The 19,567-nt window shown below is 37.9% G+C and carries 22 protein-coding genes; 2 read left to right on the top strand and 20 right to left on the bottom strand.

The window, feature by feature from the left end:
- Positions 1-29 precede the first annotated feature (29 nt).
- Complete coding sequence (locus NE257_RS02750) at positions 30-638, bottom strand: superoxide dismutase (protein WP_251851345.1); 609 nt, start codon at positions 636-638, stop codon at positions 30-32.
- A gap of 86 nt (positions 639-724) precedes the next feature.
- The gene (locus NE257_RS02745; RefSeq protein WP_251885743.1) at positions 725-1,111 is read right to left on the bottom strand and encodes a GtrA family protein; all 387 of its coding nucleotides are present in this window, start codon (positions 1,109-1,111) and stop codon (positions 725-727) included.
- Between the two features lie 125 nt (positions 1,112-1,236).
- On the opposite strand from NE257_RS02745, the gene NE257_RS02740 reads away from it, so the two are divergent.
- Both NE257_RS02740 and NE257_RS02735 read left to right on the top strand, forming a co-directional pair.
- Positions 1,237-2,040, top strand: a complete 804-nt coding sequence (locus NE257_RS02740; RefSeq protein WP_251854325.1) for a DUF1189 domain-containing protein — start codon at positions 1,237-1,239, stop codon at positions 2,038-2,040.
- Between the two features lie 69 nt (positions 2,041-2,109).
- Entirely contained in the window at positions 2,110-3,063 is a 954-nt protein-coding gene (locus tag NE257_RS02735) for a phosphoglycerate dehydrogenase (RefSeq protein ID WP_251854324.1), read from the top strand.
- A gap of 182 nt (positions 3,064-3,245) precedes the next feature.
- On the opposite strand, the gene NE257_RS02730 is transcribed toward NE257_RS02735, so the two are convergent.
- The 18 genes from NE257_RS02730 to NE257_RS02645 form a co-directional block, all read right to left on the bottom strand.
- A complete protein-coding gene (locus NE257_RS02730) occupies positions 3,246-3,545 on the bottom strand; it encodes a HesB/YadR/YfhF family protein (protein ID WP_007208649.1) in 300 nt (99 codons plus the stop codon).
- 11 nt (positions 3,546-3,556) lie between these two features.
- On the bottom strand, positions 3,557-4,222 hold the full coding sequence (locus NE257_RS02725; RefSeq protein WP_251851342.1) for a potassium channel family protein: 666 nt from the start codon (positions 4,220-4,222) through the stop codon (positions 3,557-3,559).
- A gap of 73 nt (positions 4,223-4,295) precedes the next feature.
- A complete protein-coding gene (locus NE257_RS02720; protein WP_251851341.1) occupies positions 4,296-4,925 on the bottom strand; it encodes a response regulator in 630 nt (209 codons plus the stop codon).
- The gene (locus NE257_RS02715; RefSeq protein WP_251854323.1) at positions 4,900-5,985 is read right to left on the bottom strand and encodes a sensor histidine kinase; all 1,086 of its coding nucleotides are present in this window, start codon (positions 5,983-5,985) and stop codon (positions 4,900-4,902) included. The genes NE257_RS02720 and NE257_RS02715 overlap by 26 nt, the downstream gene beginning before the upstream one ends.
- Entirely contained in the window at positions 5,982-6,707 is a 726-nt protein-coding gene (liaF, locus tag NE257_RS02710; protein WP_251851339.1) for a cell wall-active antibiotics response protein LiaF, read from the bottom strand. Before liaF ends, NE257_RS02715 begins: the two co-directional genes overlap by 4 nt.
- A 158-nt stretch (positions 6,708-6,865) precedes the next feature.
- On the bottom strand, positions 6,866-7,339 hold the full coding sequence (gene greA, locus NE257_RS02705; protein ID WP_007208654.1) for a transcription elongation factor GreA: 474 nt from the start codon (positions 7,337-7,339) through the stop codon (positions 6,866-6,868).
- A gap of 37 nt (positions 7,340-7,376) precedes the next feature.
- Positions 7,377-8,552 (bottom strand): endolytic transglycosylase MltG, encoded by a 1,176-nt coding sequence (mltG, locus tag NE257_RS02700; RefSeq protein WP_251885742.1) that lies wholly within the window; start codon positions 8,550-8,552, stop codon positions 7,377-7,379.
- Positions 8,553-8,740: 188 nt separating this feature from the next.
- Complete coding sequence (locus NE257_RS02695) at positions 8,741-9,016, bottom strand: HU family DNA-binding protein (RefSeq protein ID WP_007208657.1); 276 nt, start codon at positions 9,014-9,016, stop codon at positions 8,741-8,743.
- 238 nt (positions 9,017-9,254) lie between these two features.
- Complete coding sequence (gene der, locus NE257_RS02690) at positions 9,255-10,565, bottom strand: ribosome biogenesis GTPase Der (RefSeq protein ID WP_251851338.1); 1,311 nt, start codon at positions 10,563-10,565, stop codon at positions 9,255-9,257.
- Between the two features lie 151 nt (positions 10,566-10,716).
- On the bottom strand, positions 10,717-11,601 hold the full coding sequence (gene ftsX / locus NE257_RS02685) for a permease-like cell division protein FtsX (protein ID WP_007208659.1): 885 nt from the start codon (positions 11,599-11,601) through the stop codon (positions 10,717-10,719).
- Complete coding sequence (ftsE, locus tag NE257_RS02680) at positions 11,594-12,280, bottom strand: cell division ATP-binding protein FtsE (RefSeq protein WP_040366823.1); 687 nt, start codon at positions 12,278-12,280, stop codon at positions 11,594-11,596. Before ftsE ends, ftsX begins: the two co-directional genes overlap by 8 nt.
- 102 nt (positions 12,281-12,382) lie before the next feature.
- A protein-coding gene (gene prfB, locus NE257_RS02675) for a peptide chain release factor 2 (protein ID WP_143139649.1) occupies positions 12,383-13,490 on the bottom strand; the annotation gives its coding sequence in 2 pieces (ribosomal slippage) (positions 12,383-13,417 and positions 13,419-13,490; 1,107 coding nt in all).
- Positions 13,491-13,561: 71 nt separating this feature from the next.
- Positions 13,562-16,072, bottom strand: coding sequence for a preprotein translocase subunit SecA (gene secA, locus NE257_RS02670; protein ID WP_040366826.1), 2,511 nt, complete (start codon positions 16,070-16,072; stop codon positions 13,562-13,564).
- 167 nt (positions 16,073-16,239) lie between these two features.
- Positions 16,240-16,782, bottom strand: coding sequence for a ribosome hibernation-promoting factor, HPF/YfiA family (gene hpf, locus NE257_RS02665; RefSeq protein ID WP_040366828.1), 543 nt, complete (start codon positions 16,780-16,782; stop codon positions 16,240-16,242).
- A gap of 123 nt (positions 16,783-16,905) precedes the next feature.
- Complete coding sequence (locus NE257_RS02660; RefSeq protein WP_040366831.1) at positions 16,906-17,583, bottom strand: ComF family protein; 678 nt, start codon at positions 17,581-17,583, stop codon at positions 16,906-16,908.
- A complete protein-coding gene (locus NE257_RS02655; protein ID WP_251854321.1) occupies positions 17,573-18,874 on the bottom strand; it encodes a DEAD/DEAH box helicase in 1,302 nt (433 codons plus the stop codon). Before NE257_RS02655 ends, NE257_RS02660 begins: the two co-directional genes overlap by 11 nt.
- A gap of 57 nt (positions 18,875-18,931) precedes the next feature.
- Positions 18,932-19,246, bottom strand: coding sequence for a PTS sugar transporter subunit IIB (locus NE257_RS02650; RefSeq protein ID WP_245785515.1), 315 nt, complete (start codon positions 19,244-19,246; stop codon positions 18,932-18,934).
- Positions 19,247-19,271: 25 nt separating this feature from the next.
- Positions 19,272-19,565 (bottom strand): DUF7662 domain-containing protein, encoded by a 294-nt coding sequence (locus tag NE257_RS02645; protein ID WP_007208667.1) that lies wholly within the window; start codon positions 19,563-19,565, stop codon positions 19,272-19,274.
- Between the last annotated feature and the right edge of the window lie 2 nt (positions 19,566-19,567).

Here is a 19,567-nt window from a genome sequence, read left to right as displayed (position 1 = left end):
TTTTGCTATGCTATATTATAACACCTAGATTATTTAGCAGCAGAAAAGATTTCGTTTGCTTTTTCCCAGTTTACTAAATTCCAGAAAGCTTCAATATAGTCAGGGCGTACATTTTTGTATTTTAAGTAGTATGCATGTTCCCACACATCTAACCCAAGTACGGGTGTTTGACCTTCCATTAATGGAGAGTCTTGATTTGCAGTTGAAGTCACTTTTAATGTACCGTTATCTAAAACAAGCCATGCCCATCCAGAACCAAAACGGCCTGTAGCAGCAGTTTTAAATTCAGCTTTTAACTCGTCAAAGCTTCCAAAAGTTTCATCAATAGCAGCTTTTAAGTCTCCAGTTGGTTCTCCGCCAGCATTTGGAGCTAAAATTTCCCAGAAGAATGAATGGTTCGCATGTCCGCCACCATTGTTACGTACAGCAGTCTGGATATCTTCAGGAACAGTTGACATTGAAGAAATTAACTCTTCTACCGATTTTTCTGCCAATTCTGGGTGTTTTTCAACCGCTGCATTTAAATTTGTCACATACGTATTATGATGTTTGTCATGATGTAAGTGCATCGTTTCAACATCAATGTAAGGTTCTAATGCATCATAAGCATATGGTAAATCTGGTAAAGTGTAAGTCATAATTTTCTTCCTCCTAAATAGTTGTCATTACTCTTTAAGAATAGCAAATTCAAGCCATTTCCTCAAAAATTTTGCTTAAAAAACACTTATTTTTTATTATTATTAAATATTAATAACTTACTAAAAAAATAATTGGCTATAACGACCAAGACTTGGGTAAACAGTTTTGCTGAAAAATCCGACGTCATCAATACTTTTAGACAGACAAACATGGACGCCATATCAATCAAATAAGATAATCCCCTATAAAAAATAAATTTGGCGGCTTCAATTATCCATGCCAGTTTTGTTTCACTTTTGCTATGAAACACCCACTTTTTGTTCGTCACAAAAGCAAATAAGACCGATGCAATCCAAGACAATGTATTTGCTAGTACAAACTGAAACTGCAACAAATCCCGACAAAAAAAATAAACAATAAAGTTTACTAACGTCGTCATAACACCAAAAAACAAATAACTTACTACTTCCATCGACCAACTCGCTCCTTTTCTTTCTGAAATGATTATACCAGTATAGGAAATGAACGGGTAGTCCTTGTTTTCTCTGCTTGCTTTCGCTAAAATAACCATGAAGCTATTTATAAAGGAGTGTATTCATGTCAATTTACCAAATGTTTCTTGGTTCTTTTTTTCAGTTTAAAAATCTTATATCAGTGCGAAAAAGCCCGTTTGGCAAGGTTATCTTTTATCTGGTACTTCTTAGTTTTGTATACGCCATTCCTTTAACGATTCAAGTGATGAATGTCTTTGGTAATTTACATGCAGATGGCCAAAAAATTGCCGAAAAGTTACCAGATTTTACGATTAAAGACAATCAACTTTCCTCACCTGAGGAAAATTCAGGATTTATCTACCAAAGCAATTATTTAATCTTTACTTTTGATCCGGATAATAAACGCAACGCGACGGATATACAATCAGACTTAAAAGGGAAATTGATGAGCATAGGAATGTTAAAGGACCAATTAATTATTCTTTTCCCTTCCGATGAAACGACACAGTCACTATTAGGTGATACGTCATTTCATTTGACTTACGATCAATCGATTTTCTCATCCTTCAACGGTAAAACAATAAAATCTGTGTTGGCAGAAAAAAGGTTACCTTGGTTTCTTTATGTGATTATTTTCCTAGTGGCTATTTATCCATCTTTTATCAATTTGGTCTTTACTATTCTTTTTACGGCTTTGTTTTCGAGTATTTGGCTAAAAAGAATGGATCGCTCATTGACTTTTTTAGAAACATTAAAGTTGGTAATCGTCAGCGCAACCGTTCCTACTCTATTGAGCACGCTGATAATGCTCTTTCACTATTCATTTAACTCAGGTACATTTTTATTTTTAGCAACCAGTTTTATAGTCTATCAGGCTGTTCGGAAAACAAAGTCATCATCAAAGTAGGCTCACGCCGCTTGATGATGGTTTCTTTTCCTTTAATTAGTGTACACTAGTGCTAAAGGGGGAATTGTTTTGAAATATATCTTATCTAAACGATCATTTCGATCCATCTATCATGAAAAAGTTCAACAACTAGCGCCTGATTACCAGCTTGTTTCGATTAATGAGCTTCCTGATTCTTTTCGATGGGAACAAGTCGTGATTACGATTGGTTGGGATAAAAAATGGGCAGATAAACTTTTGCACTCAGCAACGAATCTGAAATGGGTTCAATCAATTTCAGCAGGAGTAGACTATCTCCCCCTTGAATCCTTTGCTAAGTACGGGATTCTTTTATCCAATGGTAGTGGGATTCATGCCCAATCTATTTCAGATCACCTACTTGGTCTGTTACTTATGAAAACTAGAGGTCTATTTCCAGCTATGCAACAGCAAATGACGCATACTTGGGAATCAGAAACTATACCTTACGATAATTTGAGCGAGCAAGTGATTACGATCGTCGGCACAGGTCAGATCGGACAAGAACTAGCTAGGAAGCTATCCTTATTAGGCTGCTCTGTTCAAGGGATTAATACGACTGGTCGGAAGACACCTTACTTTTCTCAGACGTATCCGTTAACGAATCTTCATGCTTGCGCCCAAGAATCCGATATCGTCATCAATATTTTGCCACTAACTGAGGATACACGGCATCTCTACGATCAACCGTTTTTCCAAGCAATGAAGAAGACGGGCTCTTTTATTAACGTCGGACGTGGGCCGAGTGTTGATAGCCATGCGCTATTGGCAGCCTTACAAGCAAATGAACTAGCCTTTGCATCAATTGATGTAACAGATCCAGAACCATTGCCAAAAGACGATCCACTTTGGGATGCTCCTAATTTACTCATTACCCCACATATTTCTGGACAAACGGCTCACTTTCAGTCTCTATTCATGGAAATTTTTCTTAAAAATTTCAGTTCCTTTACCCAAAATCACTCGCTTACTAAAAACGAAGTATCACTCGAAAATGGTTACTAAGAAAACCTAACCAGAATTATACAGTAATAAACAAACAAGACCACAGAATCCAAAAGTTTAAGATACAACTTCTGGATTTTGTGGTCTTTCAATCGTACCTACTCATTCTCACCGTTTGGAATTAGCAGCACAAATTAGTTACGTTCAAATATTTAAATACCATATGTTACTGCCGCTTGTCCCTATTCTTTTGATTCTTCAAAAACATAGGTTGGTTCATCTAACTTCTTATCGTAATCAACAATTAAATCATAGCGCTTAAAGAACCACTCATCAGTCTCTTCAATAAAAAAGAGCATGTCTGATACTGTTGTTTTCACCAATGGATCTTCAGGGCGATCAACTGACAGTCCGACAGAAAAGCCATCATGGACTTGTGTTTTGCCATAGACTTTCCCGTAAAATCTAATCCCCATTCCAGATTCTAATTGAATTTCTCTTTTAAACCACTCTAGTGCGGATGGTGTGATAGTTAATTGCATACTTACTCCTTCTATTCATTTAATTTTTTATCGAGTAAATCAACGTCTTCTGCATTTCCAATGACTAACAATCTATCATTTTCTTTTACAATTTGGTCCGCAGCAGGTGAAACAATGACTTGTGCATCCGGTCTACGAATCGCAACGACTGTTAAACCATACTTTTGGCGAAAATTTAAATCAAGTAAGGTATGATTAAAGAATTTGGGATTGGATACACGAATTTCTGCTAATGAGAACTCATCAGATAATTCAATGAAGTCCAAAATGTTTTTAGAGACTAAATTATGTGCCAAACGGATTCCCATATCTCGCTCTGGGTGAACCACTCGATCTGCACCAACTTTCTCTAAGACTCTTGCATGGTATTCATTTTGCGCCTTTGCTAGAATATTAGGAACGCCCATTTCTTTTACCATTAGGGTAACCAAAATACTTGCCTGAATGTCTTCACCAATCGCTACAATAACATGGTCAAAATTACGAATCCCAAGTGATTTTAGAACCATCTCATCCTGGGCGTTGCCTACGACCACGTGCGTAGCGATATTCATATACTCATTCACTCGATCCTCATTGGCATCGATAGCTAGTACTTCTTGACCAGATTCGACTAACGTCCGACAGATGCTTCCTCCAAATCGTCCCAATCCAATGATTGCATAGTTTTGTTTCACTAGTGCACTTCCTTCATTTCTTGATTCTCAATTATTATAACAAACTCATTGAGTGTTCACCTAGTAGGTTGTCTTATTTTATATAGCCATGTTTAAATGCATAAATCGCAGCTTGCGTTCGATCTTCTACTTCAAGTTTTGACAATATATTGGATACATGGGTCTTCACTGTTTTTAACGTAATAAATAGTTCATCTGCAATTTCTTGGTTACTCTTTCCATTTGAAATCAGTTGGAGTACTTCTTTTTCACGATTTGTCAGCTCATCATGTAAATGAAAACTTCGATTGCTCGTCTCATTTCGTAGCTTATTTGATACTTGTGGTTCAACTACCCGTCCACCTTGATAAGTCGTACGAATGGCTTGGGCAATATCATGGGCTGCGGAAGTCTTTAGAAGATACCCAGACGCTCCTGCTTCGATTGCCGGATATACCTTTTCATCGTCAATGAAACTCGTCACAATAATAATTTTGGCTTCAGGCCAAGCATGTAAAATTTCTTTGGTCGCTTCGATCCCATCCATCACGTCCATCACTAAATCCATCAAAATAACATCAGGTCGTAAGTCTAGTGCTTTTTCAACACCTATTGCTCCATTTTCTGCTTGTGCGATGACATCAATATCATCTTGAATGGACAAGTACGCCGACACACCAATTCTAACCATCTCATGGTCATCTACTAATAGCACTCGAATCATCTGATACGTTCCCTTCTTTAAAGATTGGTACTTTAATTTCAACACTCGTACCTTGATTGTTAAAACTTATGATCTTCACAGTGCCACCTACTCCTTGTATTCGTTCGCGAATATTGGTAAGTCCATAGCTACCTGCTTTTTCTTTAGAAATGTCAAAACCAATACCATCATCAATAAATCGCAACTGAATTTGTTGATTCACCTCATTTAAATACACTTCCAATTCTTGCGCTTTCGCATGCCGTAGCGTATTGGATAATAATTCTTGAACCACTCGAAATAGCTGATCTTCGATGATAGTAGGCAAATGTAAATCGGCAATTTGCCAGCGAATTTGGATTGTCACTTTTGATTGTAGTTCAATTAATAATTGCACAATACCCGTCTTCAATGATTTTCCTTCCAAATTAACTGGTCGCAAATGGAGCAATAATGCCCTCATTTCTGACTGTGCAGTCGTGATAATATCCGTAATCATTGTCAGTTGTTTTTGCTGGTTTTCTTCGACTTGTTTTTTCCTTGCTTGCTCATTCATCGCAGAAAGCAACATCATAGCTGCAAATAATTCCTGTGAAACCGAGTCGTGCAATTCTCGTGCTAGTCGATGCCGTTCTTCAGTCAAAATTTGTTCTTTTGTCTGACCGTTAAATAGTTTTGGCTGTGCATTGCTCAGTTGCAACTCTTTTGAGACCATCTGAAGCTTATCGCGGATCATTTGAATATCCTCTTGAATACCTTGCATTGGCTGATAATCAATGGAAGATTTAGTAATTTTAAAATCATATTTCCCAGTAGCCAAGTTTTGCAATGGCTGTTCAATCGGTTTTAGTACCATACGCTGACAATAACCTAGAATGAAAAAAAACACCACGCCACTGCTAAAAGCTAATAGCAATAAAAACAGAACCATGGGCATAAATAGAATTTGCATTTGGAGAAATGTAAAAAACCAATCATGGGTATGCGTCACTTGGACGATACTCATGCCAAGCAACAAGAGCGTCAAAAAGGTTGCGACTCCGACAACGCAGGATACAATGATTCGAAGGGGTTTGGTCATATACGAATCACCTCTACCTCTCCTACACAATTAGCAGATAAAATATGTAGCTTGCGTTGACTTTCGTCGTAATCTTTACTATAAATAATTAGTTCTTCATTTTTTAACTGAAAAGATTCCTTTTCAAAGCGCACTGTCCCTAATAAACTATTTTGTTGCAACTTAATCCCAATACCAGTCGGAACCAAAATACGTGTTTTTCCAAAAAGCTTGCGGATCACAATTGTATTCTCTTTTTTAGGTAATAGCGTATTGCCTAGATCAATAATCGTATCCCCTGCAAAAATACTGATCACAATGTCATTCCATTCGAAGATATCAGACCCAATTCGAGTATCACCGATCCATGATTTCTTCGTTCTTTCGGCTGCATGTGTGCTCGGATCAACCGTATCCACAATCACTATTTTCTTTTTATTTAGCCAATTTTGTTGAAAAAGCTCGATACCAGAAATTTCAACACCTTTTAAGCCGACAAATAAAATAGCAAAGATAAGCATCAACCATACAGCAAAGTTATTTAACAAGGAAACAATAACTAGGATACTACCTATAATTTGTAAGAAACGTTTGCTTTTCTTTTTGCGTTTGGTTGCGCCGTAAATACTCAGACAGCCTAAAAAGAAAAGGATTGCTAGTGGCTCTGTATCAAACAACTGCCAAAGTGCAATCACAAATAAAAGACATTCAGCAGTCAAAAAAAAGCGCCATGCATTTTTCATTTGAAAGTTCCTCTCCCATTTTTCTTTAGTGTAACAAATTACTTCTCAGTTGGCATCCAACTTTTGACTGAAAAAAAAACTACCCACCTAACAACGATCATTCCCAAAATAAGACTTTTCAGGAACGCTTTAATTAGGAGGGTAGTTTGTTTCTCTACTTATTTAACACTAATAATTTTCACGGGCATATCGCCACCAGGGGTTGAAATCGTCACTTCGTCATTTAATTTTTTCCCAATTAAAGCTTGAGCAATTGGTGAATCGTTAGAGATTTTCCCAGAGAATGGATCAGCCTCTGCACTACCTACGATTGTATACTCTTCTTCATCACCATCTGGCAACTCAACGAAGGTAACGGTCTTTCCAATTGATACTTCATCTTGATCGACACCATCATTATCAATAATTTGTGCAAAGCGAATCATTGTTTCTAACGTTGTAATTCTTCCTTCCACAAATGCTTGCTCATCTTTTGCTGACTCGTACTCAGAGTTTTCAGATAAATCGCCAAAGCTACGCGCAATTTTGATACGCTCAATAATCTCTCCACGTTTGACTGTTTTTAATTCTTCTAATTCTTGCTCTAATTTTGCTTTACCTTCTAAGGTCATTGGATATACTTTTTCTACCATCGTAATTACTCCTTTATCTACATTTCATCAGACTTTTTTATTGATTGTCTACGTATTTTTCTTTATTCACAAGATGTTCATCATAGGTAGCGGCAAAATACACTTTACCGGTTGATGTATCTGCAACAAAATAGTAATAATTATTAGCCGTTGGATCGAGAACAGCTTGAATCGATTGCTCGCTTGGATTATCAAAAGGTCCTGGGCCATAGCCAGTGTTGGTATATAAATTGTATGGCGAATCCACTTGAGTATCACTAATCATGACGTCCTCTTTGTGTTCACCTAAAGAATACAAAATTGAAATATCTGACTGCAATGGCATATCTGCAGCAATTCGATTAAAGAATACTTGGGCAATATTTTTGCGGTCATCATCTGTCACGCCCTCTTTTTCCACCAATGAGGCTAAGGTTAATACTTCATGAACACTCATATTTTTTTGCTTAATCTGCGTATAATACTTGCTCATCACACTATCTGTCTTAGCAACCATCGCCGTTACTAACTCTTTTAAGGTCATATCGTCATAGTAGTTATAGGTAGCAGGGAATAAATACCCTTCCAATCGATAACGCACATCAGTCGCTTCTGAGGCACTTTGCAGTAAACTCGGATAACTAGCTAATAACGTATTAAAAAAGTCAGTATCACTAATTATTGATAAGAAGTCATTTTTAGTAAATGCTGTTTTTTCAGCAATCACATCGCCAATTTGATCGATGTCGTATCCTTCAGGTATAGTGAGTTTGGCCTGAGCAGTTTTTTCTGTGACATCGCCATTTTTTAATGCTTCACTAATGGCGTCTAAATCCATACTTGCTGAAAATTGATAGGTGCCTGCTTGAAAGCCCGTCAAATTATTAAATTTCGTATAATAATTAAAGACCATCCCACTTTTAATTATTTTTTCTTTTTCTAGTATTTCGCCAATTGCTTTATTTGAAGAGCCATTAGGAATGACGACCTCCACTTTTTGCTCACTTTTTGCGTTTAATGGTTCTAGACTCGAAACAATATAATTATAAATATTAAAAATTAAGACTCCACCGACAATCAAGATGATTAGCAGAACGGAGATTGTAATTTTTCTAACAAGTTTATCTTCTTTTTTACGTAGAGAACGTCGTACATCTCTCGGTGTACCAGAAATAGTCGATTCTTGATCAATATGTTTTTGGTTCTGACTGTTTGCTTGTTTTTTGTTTTTCATTAAAGATTCCTTTGTTTTCTATAATATCTAGCTACTAACCTAACTTGTACTATTATACATGATATAGCTAAAAATAAAAACCGCCAGCAAGTTTATTTTATAAAAAGCAAAACAATCATGAATTAAATATAAAACAAAGAGGATAGAGTAACTATCCTCTTTGCCAATCATCTTCAAAAAGTAAAAGATTACTTCACAGCATCTTTTAATGCTTTACCTGGTTTAAATGCAGGAACTTTGCTTGCAGGAATCTTGATTTCTTCACCAGTTTGTGGGTTACGACCTTTACGTTCAGCACGAGTGCGAACTTCAAAGTTACCAAAACCGATCAATTGAACTTTTTCTCCGTTTGCTAAAGCTTCTTGAATTGATGAGAAGACAGCGTCTACAGCTAAAGTAGCGTCCTTTTTAGTAAGGTCAGTCGCTGCAGCAACTTTTTCGATTAATTCTGCTTTGTTTGCCATGGAATATTTTCACCTCCTGATTCAATACTTGTTCTCTACTAACTTTCTATTACTTGAGTGGTCCAAGTAATAGTAAAAATATTGACTTCTGTCATCAATATTCTGATAATAAGTTATCACAAGAATCCCTTAATATCAAGGATTTTAGGGATTTTTAACCGTTTTTTTTTCGAAATGAACATTTCAATTTGTTTCGCTTAGTTTTCTTTGTAAAAACAGTCATTCTATGGTAAAATCACTATTTTCTTCTGCGAGGGATGATCCGAATCGGCGTCCCTTCAAAGATAAACGCTTTGCGAATTTGGTTTTCTAAAAATCGTGCGTAAGAAAAATGCATTAGCTCTTCTTCGTTCACGAAAATTACAAAGGTCGGTGGTTTGATTGCTACTTGCGTTGCATAGAAAATCTTCAATCTTTTTCCTTTATCGGTCGGCGTTGGATTAATAGCTACCGCATCCATAATGACATCATTTAGTACAGCGGAAGGTACGCGCATAGATTGGTTCATACTTACGGATTCAATCATTTCCGGTAGTTGATTTAGTCGTTGTTTTGTCATCGCTGAGACAAACAATATCGGTGCATAGTCAAGGTATTGGAATTCTTCGCGAATTTCTTTCTCAAAATCACGCATAGTATTGGTATCTTTTTTAACTAGGTCCCATTTATTGACTATAATAATAATGCCTCGACCTTCTTCGTGGGCATAACCAGCAATTTTCTTATCTTGCTCGCGAATACCTTCATCTGCATTCAAGACGACTAAAACGACATCGGAACGTTCAATCGCACGCATCGCACGCATCACACTATATTTCTCAGTAGACTCATAGACTTTCCCACGTTTACGCATACCTGCTGTATCGATCATCGTGAATTCCTGACCAGACTCACTTGTAAAATGAGTGTCGATGGCGTCTCTTGTTGTTCCCTCAACATCAGAAACAATGACGCGATCTTCTCCTAAAATTGCATTAATCAAAGAAGATTTACCGACATTTGGTCGACCAATCAGACTGAAGCGAATCGTCGAATCGTCCTCTTCTTCCGTATCTTCGCCAAAATGTTTCACAGCTTCATCCAACACATCGCCTAGACCAAGGCCGTGGCTTCCTGAAATAGGATAGGGTTCGCCTAAGCCCAATGAGTAAAACTCATAGATTTCTGCGCGCATTTCCGGATTATCTACTTTGTTTACCGCCAAAATGACTGGCTTCTTACTACGATACAATAGATGCGCTACTGATTCATCCGCATCGGTAATTCCTTCACGTGCACTCGTTACAAAGACTATCACATCTGCTTCATCAATCGCAATTTCTGCTTGATGCTTGATTTGCTCCATAAACGGCTCATCACTTAAATCGATTCCACCTGTATCAATAATACTAAAATCTTTTCCAAGCCACTCTCCGGTCGCGTAGATCCGGTCACGCGTAACACCTGGTGTATCTTCGACAATCGAGATTCTTTCTCCAGCAATTCGGTTGAATACTGTCGATTTTCCGACGTTTGGTCGTCCCACGATTGCAATTGTTGGCTTCGCCATAATTATTTCTACCTCCATCTAATTGAATCTTATCTAGTTTACCTAAAGCCTTGACTTGTTGCAAGTATTCTCTCACAACTTCACTCACAAAAAATTCCGGATCAAGTAAAAGATGTCTCCATCTTTAGACTTCATCCGGATAGAATAAAAATTATACTTTTAAGAACCGTCGCATTGAAATGACTGATCCAATCGAACCAATCACCACCCCTATTAAAAGGACACCGACTGCGACTGGTACCATGAATTCATTTGGTGTGACCAGTGAATAGTTCGAACGCAACATAATTGGGTTGGCCACTGCATAGAACTTCTGATAACCAAATACAATAATTAAGACCGGGATCACTGCGCCTAACAAACCAATCCAACCACCTTCTAAGAAGAATGGCCAGCGGATATAACTATTTTTAGCTCCCACTAAACGCATAATTTGAATTTCACGTTGGCGAGACAATATGGTAATCCGAATGGTATTTGAAATTAAAAACATTGCAATGAATAACAGCAAAATGGAGCCTACTAATCCCCACGTACGCACTCCTTTGGCGATGCTAAATATTTTATCAGATAGGTCATCTCCATAGCGAGCATCTTGGACATAGGTAGTTAATTTTTTGGCAGAAGCCGTAATACTTTTAACATATTGCGGATCCGTGGCACTGACAATATAGACATCATGGAGCGGATTGTCTTGTTCGAACAAATCCCATGATTTTCCATAGCTACCTTTGATTTTTTCTAATTGATCATCTTTACTAGAAAAAGTCACCGTTTTGACATGGTCAATGGCTTTTAATTCTTTCTCAAGTTCTTTTTTGTCATCATCGTTCGCACCAGTCACCACAAAAACTGACACATCTACATTGTTTTCCATGTCATCAGCCAACTTAACAGCATTTAAGATAATTGCCGCAAAAATAGCTAATAGACTAAGGGTAATTGCAACTGCACTAATCGATGAAATCGACATCCAGCCATTTCGCTTTAGACTCTTCATACTCTCTAATAAGTGGCGGAAAAACCTTCTAATCATCGTACTCATACTCTCCTTCCGCCTGATCTCGTATAATGCGTCCATTTTCAATAGCAATCACACGGTGACGAATCGTATTTACGATTGTACTATTATGAGTCGCCATGACAATCGTTGTCCCTTGAGAATTGATACGATCTAATAGTCGCATGATTTCCCATGAATTTTCGGGATCCAAATTTCCTGTTGGTTCATCAGCGATTAACACTTTCGGCATATTGACAATTGCTCGCGCGATACTTACACGCTGTTGTTCCCCACCAGAAAGCTCACTCGGAAAGACGCGAACTTTGTGCTTCAATCCGACTAGGTCTAATACTTCCATGACCCGTTTTTTTATTTCTTTTGGCTTTTTGCCAATTACTTGCATGGCATATGCAACATTTTCGTAGACTGTTTTTTTAGATAATAACTTATAATCTTGGAAAACAACCCCTATTTCTCTTCGCAAATAAGGAATGTCGCGATTTTTTATTTTTAATAAGTCATAACCGGCAACTTTCAGCGTTCCTTTGGTTGCTTTTTCTTCTCGATACATCAATTTGATAAATGTCGATTTACCAGCTCCTGATGGGCCTACAACATAGACAAAATCACCTTGATTAATCGATACGGATATATTTCGGATGGCGGTTGTCCCGTTTGAATATTTTTTCAAAACATCCTGCATTTCAATCATGGCTTTTCTCAATTCCTTTCCTTGTACTGAGACAGTATAGCATTGCATTATTGCAACCGATTTTCAGCAAGTTACAATCAGATGTCAATTTGTTAACTTTTTTTACGCTCGATTTAATTTTTGTTTGAGGTAGGCGTCGATGAAACCATCGATGTCTCCATCCATGACCGCCTGTACATTTCCAGTTTCAAAATTGGTACGGTGATCTTTAACCATAGAGTAGGGATGGAAGACATACGAGCGAATTTGTGATCCCCAGCCGATTTCCATTTGTTCCCCTCTCAATGCCGCTGCTTCTTGTTCCTGTTTTTCAACCTCTAACTGATAGAGTTTGGCTTTCAACATCCCCATCGCTTGTTCTCTATTTTTCAATTGCGACCGTTGCGCTTGACTGGCGACCACTGTCCCAGTCGGAATATGCGTAATACGGACAGCAGATTCCGTTTTGTTGATATGCTGTCCACCGGCACCACTCGCACGATAGGTATCGATTTTTAGGTCATCTGAGTTAATCTCAATATCAATGGTATCATCTAGTTCAGGCATGACATCCACTGAACAGAAAGAAGTGTGACGACGATTTGCGGAATCGAATGGAGAAATCCGAACTAACCGATGAACACCTTTTTCTGATTTCAAGTAGCCAAAGGCATTTCGTCCTTTGATTAATAGCGTCACACTCTTAATCCCTGCTTCATCCCCAGGCAAATAGTCAAGTGTCTCTACTTGAAATCCACGCTTATCAGCCCAGCGTTGGTACATTCTTAGTAACATACTGCCCCAGTCTTGGGATTCAGTCCCACCGGCACCAGGATGCAGTTCAATAATCGCGTTGTTATGATCATACGGTCCATCTAGTAACATCGCTAGCTCATAGGCGCTCATTTTACCCAAAAGCTCAGAGGCACGTGTGGCTAACTCTTGCTCCATCTCATCATCTGGCTCTTCTTGAATCATTTCCAGTAAAACTTCCAATTCTTCAAGTTCATCTGCCAATTCATGAAATTGATCGAACGCTTCTTTATTACTATTATTTTCATTAATAACTTTTTGTGCTGACTGTGTATCATCCCAAAATCCAGGCTCAGCCATACGATTTTCTGCCTCGGCAATGTCTTCTTCCAACTTATCTAAGTCAAAGAGACCCCCTAAAACTATTAATTTGTGTTTGCATTGTAGCTAGTTCATTTTTTAATTCTGAAATTTCCATGATGTTTCCTCCAATTATTCTTTGACAAAAAAAAGCTGGACAACGACTGCTGACCAGCTTAATGTGGCGTTTTACATGCCTTTACCGTGACAATTTTTGTACTTTTTCCCGCTTCCACATGGACAAGGATCATTACGACCAACTTTTTGGACATTGACTGGTTTTTGTGGTTCCACCGTTTCTTCTTGTTCTACCTCTGCTTCGCCTTGTGCTACTTGCTCACGTTGAACATTTTGGCGAATCTCAGCCTTCATGAAGAGACGCGTTACTTCATATTCAATTGCACCCACCATTGCTTCAAACATCGAATATCCTTCTGTTTGATACTCAACCAATGGATTATTTTGACCATATGCACGCAAACCAATCGATTGACGCAGTTGATCCATCGCATCGATATGGTCGGTCCATTTCGAGTCAACTACGCGTAAAATAACCACTTTTTCAAACTCAAGCAATTGCTCTGGGCTATTTAGTTGTTCAGACTTGGTATCAAAAATAGCTTTCGCGCGACTGTATAGATCGTCTTTGATTTCTTGTGCTGTTTTCCCTTTTAATTGATCGACACTGATGCTATCTTCATGGACCAATGTACTACTTGCAAAATCAACGATGCCCTCGTAATTCCATTCTTTTTGATCCAACTGAGTATGGCTGTCAACCATTCGATCAATCGTCCGTTTTACCATACCTAATAACTGATCTGAAAGCGTTTTGTCTTCCATAATAACTTGTTGTCTTTGTTTATAAATGACTTCACGCTGTTCACGCATCACATCATCGTATTGTAAGACATTTTTCCGCGTATCATAGTTGTTCCCTTCTACTCGTTTTTGAGCAGCCTCTACTTGTTTGGTCAACATACGACTTTGAATCACGGCATCTTCTTCATCTATTTTTAGACGTTCTAAAAATGATTTGATACGCTCTGAACCAAAACGTTTCATTAAGTCATCTTCTAAAGAAAGATAAAATTGTGATACACCAGGATCTCCTTGACGTCCTGAACGACCACGCAGCTGGTTATCGATTCTTCTTGACTCATGACGTTCAGTACCGATTACTGCTAGTCCACCAACTTCTGCGACACCTAGGCCTAATTTAATATCTGTTCCACGACCAGCCATATTTGTGGCGATCGTTACAGCGCCTTTTTGACCAGCGTTTAAAATGATTTCCGCTTCTTTAAAGTGATTTTTAGCATTTAGGACTTCGTGAGGTACGTTTTCTTTATTCAGTAAGTTTGACAGTAATTCAGATGTTTCGACGGCGACAGTCCCCACTAAAATTGGCTGCCCCTTGCGATAGCGCTCTTTAATATCTTGGACTACGGCAGTAAATTTGCTTTCCAAAGTCGGATAAAGCAAATCAGCACGATCATCCCGGATAACTGGACGATTCGTCGGAATTTGAATCACTTGAATGTTATAAATCTCACGGAATTCTTCTTCCTCAGTCTTGGCTGTACCGGTCATTCCAGCAAGCTTCTTATACATTCTAAAGAAGTTTTGGAAAGTAATTGTCGCCATCGTCTTTGTTTCGTCCTCAATTTCGACACCTTCTTTGGCTTCGATTGCTTGGTGTAATCCATCTGAATAGCGACGACCCTCCATAATACGACCAGTAAATTGATCGACAATTAAAACTTGATTTTCTTGCACGACATAGTCAATGTCACGAATCATAATAAAGTTGGCACGTAACGCTTGATCCAAGTGATGCGTTAATGCAGTGTTTTCGATATCGTATAAGTTAGTCAAGCCAAAGTTTTCTTCTGCTTTTTCGATACCTTGTTCAGTAAACGCAATGGTTTTGGATTGCAAATCGATTTTAAAATCGTCTTCTTCTTTTAACTTTTTAACGAAATTGTCTGCACGAATGTATAGTGCCGTTGATTTTTCTGCTTGACCAGAAATAATCAATGGTGTACGTGCTTCATCAATTAAAATCGAGTCAACTTCATCGACAATTGCATAATTTAATGGTCTTTGAACCATTTGATGACGATAAACAACCATGTTATCACGCAAATAGTCAAATCCTAATTCATTGTTTGTACTATAAGTGATATCGCAAGCATATGCAGCTCGTTTTTCTTCTGATGACAACGAATTGATATTTAATCCGACTGTCATTCCTAAGAAATTATACAATTCCCCCATCTCGGTAGAATCCCGTGTTGCCAAGTATTCATTCACAGTTACGACGTGCACGCCTTTTCCAGATAAAGCATTTAAGTATACCGGCATTGTCGCTGTTAAAGTTTTCCCTTCACCAGTACGCATTTCAGGAATATTGCCATCGTGTAAAACAATCCCACCCATTAATTGCACATGATATGGGTACAAGCCAAGTACACGCTTGGCAGCTTCACGCACAACTGCAAATGCTTCAGGTAATAATTGATCCAATGTCTCTCCGTCTTTAAAACGTTGACGAAATTCGTTAGTCTTGGCTTGCAATTGTTCATCTGATAGAGCAGCGATTTGCTCAGCAAATGATTCAACTTTTTTAGCAATATGGTCTAATCTTCGAAGTTCTTTTTTATCATTTTCAATAATTTTCTTTAGCAAATTGGCCATTCGTATATAAGTCTCCTTCAATCCTTTTTCAATTTCATATGAAAGTCTCCAAACCATTTTATCATTACTTGTCAAGAATTGAAATATTTTCTATCGATTAAGTGCTTGATACTTAAAAAAAAGGCATCACCCAACTAACTGGGGATGCCTTTGCTCAATAGTAAGTGTTAGTTTGTTTCGATGAGACCATATTTACCATCTTTCCGACGATAAACAATGCTTGTGCCATTCGAATCTGCATCTTCAAAAATAAAGAAATTATGACCTAACATATTCATTTGTAAGACCGCTTCTTCACTATCCATTGGTTTTAATGATAGTCGTTTCGTACGCACGATTTCTAGTTCAGACACTTCTTCTTCTTTTTCATTCGAAGGGATGACTGGTGTTTCAGGAATAACGACTGCTCGAGATTTCCGGTTTATTTTTGTTTTAAATTTTCGTATTTGACGTTCCAATTTATCAACAACTAAGTCTACACTTGCATACAAATCTGGAGAAGTTTCTTCAGCTCTTAATACAAGATATGGAAGTGGGATCGTTACTTCAACTTTTGCAGTTTTATCGGAATAGACTTTCAGGTTAACATGTGCAGTAGCATCCGGTGCATCGCTAAAGTAGCGTTCCAATTTGCCAACTTTCTTGATTACATACTCTCTGATTGCTTCTGTAACCTCGATATTTTCTCCACGAACATTATACTTAAACATAACAATTGCCCCTTTCATCTACCAATTAAAAAGAAATAAAGGACCACTCTTATTCCTTTCTACAATAATAGTATAACTAAAAGAATAAGAAAAGTAAAAGAAATCGTTAACATTTTTCAAAAACTATCTCGCCAAGGTAAGCGTTGTGATTTTTATCTTTGGATACGTCCAAAAACAACTCGTTGCATGCAAAATTGTTCGACCGGTCGTATAGACATCATCGACAATCAATATCGTACGGGCATCTGAATTTATCTCCTTAGCCAAATGAAAAGGCTGCCCCATATTTAACCGTTCGACTCGGCTCTTTTCACTTTGCGGTGATACATTTTCATTTTTGGCTAATAACAGTTGATATGGAATGTTTGCTGCCTTTAGTAGTTCTTCTACTTGATTGTAGCCTCTCATATTCTTCCGTTCTTCAGCTAAAGGAATTGGGCAAATAATATCAACTTTTTGCCTTATAATTGCCTTCCTTAAATCTTTAGAAAATGTGCCTGCTAACTGAATATCTCCTAAAAATTTAAACCGATGCATCCATTCTTTCATTCCTTGATTGTATTGATAGAGCGCGGTATGCTGTAGATTGATCTCCGGATATACACGTAACCACGCCTGACAATCTAGGCATACACTGCTTGAGTCTTGACTTCTAGAGCACATCGGGCAGTGAGTGATTGGAATTTTTTGAAATTTCCTTTGGCAATCAAGACAAAGTTCAGCAGACGATCTAATCGGAAGCAAATACTCAAGGATGGTTAGATTACGAATAATAGGTTGTCTGCAATTGCTACATTCCACCCTCTTCACCCTCCCTTGCTAATTGATTCATCAGCTTTATTTCAGCTAAGGCCTCTTTGATAGCCCCTGATTTACGATTATACATAAAAACTAGTTCGCCATTTTGATGCTCTCCTTTTCGGTCAACACGGCCAGCTATTTGTACCAAACATGACTTCGTATAGATACGATGATTCGCACCAATCACAATGACCGATACTCGTTCAAACGTCACGCCACGCTCGAGAATTGTCGTTGTCAATACTATCTGATACGCTCGTTTTCTTGCATTTGCTACTTTCAGTTTTCGATCTGAATCCTCAGAATGAACAGCAATCAACTCACTTTCTCCATATACTTTTAGTAATTCTTGATATAGCTGCCTCATATAGGCAATGCTTGGACAAAAAATAAGCACAAAAGAATCCACAATCAGTCTTTCAAGTAATTGTATGAGTTGCTTCTTAAAAAAATAATTTTGACAGTTTTCCCAGTGATTTTGCCAAATAAGCTGCGGCAAAGGTAATGGTCGCCCATGATACCGCCTTGGCAGTTTCAATATTTCTGTATCAGCTGCCAGACTTTGACTTAAAAAGCGTGAAGGGGTAGCAGTCAAAAACAAATTTCTACCCGTTTTTTTAAGCGCTGTTTTTCGTGCATAATGTAACATTTCATCGCCTTCATAAGGAAATGCGTCGGCTTCATCAACAACAAGCAAATCAAACGCATGGTAAAAATGTAGTAACTGATGCATGGTACAGACAGTCAAATTAGAAAAACGGTAAGACTCTTCGGAATTACCATGGAGAAGCAAAACATTTTCATCTGGAAATACTGCTGCGATACGAGGAAACAACTCTCGACAAACATCAATTCGTGGCGAGCACACGGCCACTCTGCCACCTGAGGATAAAACATGATTGATAATAGGAAAAATCATTTCTGTCTTCCCCGATCCAGTCACCGCCCATACCAAACTATCTCGCTTATCTTGATAAACTGTAATTAATTTTTCGGCAATTTTTTTCTGTCCAACCGTTAATTGTCCTTCCCACCTGTAAGTTATATTTCTAGGAGCAATTGTTTCTTCTTGCCATACTAAATAATCAGTCGTAGTTAACCGACCATAATGAATACACGCAGGACAATAATATTTCCCACTTGCTGGCAAAAAATGGCTAGTCGCTAGTGATTTGCTGCCACAACGATGGCAAAGGAGCCAATCAGTCCTCTTTTCGACTGCCACACAATTGAATCCTTCTGATGGTATCTCTGATTGCTCACACCTAGTTAGCCTTCCAACTTCTATCATGCGCACCCCTCCATAAAAAAATACGCAAAAAAAAAAAAGAACACCCTGTGCTCTTCTTTATTTCATCACCAATCCCAATAATGCCATCGCTTTGGATAAAATCGTTTCCCCATCTAACAATCCATAATCTTTCATATCAATAATCGAAAGTGGAATTTGATCATTTTTCGTTATCGTCTCTAACTCTTTTTTCATATAGCGAACTTGTGGACTAAGTAAAACGATATCTGGTTTCAACTCATGATACTCAGTGAGCGCTTGGGCACCACTGACCGCCGATACATCAATAGCTAAATTTTTTGAAAAAATGATTTTGACTATTTTTGCAACCAATATATCCGTTGTTAATCCCGTACTACAGACCAACATCATCTTTTTCAATTACATTTCCTCCAAACTATTTCTTTTCAGTAAAGAACCAATTTGATTTTAATAATGGAATAAACACCACGTACTCTTTTTCTAAATTAATATGAATCACTTCGTATTTTGCGTTTAACCATGCGTACGCGCCATTTTCCGGATGACGATAATCATTTGCCCACCATTCCACTGAAGTTCGAGCAGTTTTAGGTAGACCAACTGAAGGAAAAAGAAGCTCATCAAATTGAGTAAACGTCAACGTAATCTGACTTCCTCCATTATGTTTTAAATAGTTTGTGATTACATCATACTTCTTTTTTCGCTCCATTC

Origin of the sequence: Enterococcus italicus (genome assembly GCF_023743875.1) — a bacterium.
In the GTDB taxonomy this organism is placed as follows: domain Bacteria; phylum Bacillota; class Bacilli; order Lactobacillales; family Enterococcaceae; genus Enterococcus_G; species Enterococcus_G italicus.
Note: the sequence above shows the minus strand (reverse complement) of the source record. Positions and strands in the feature narration are given on the sequence as shown.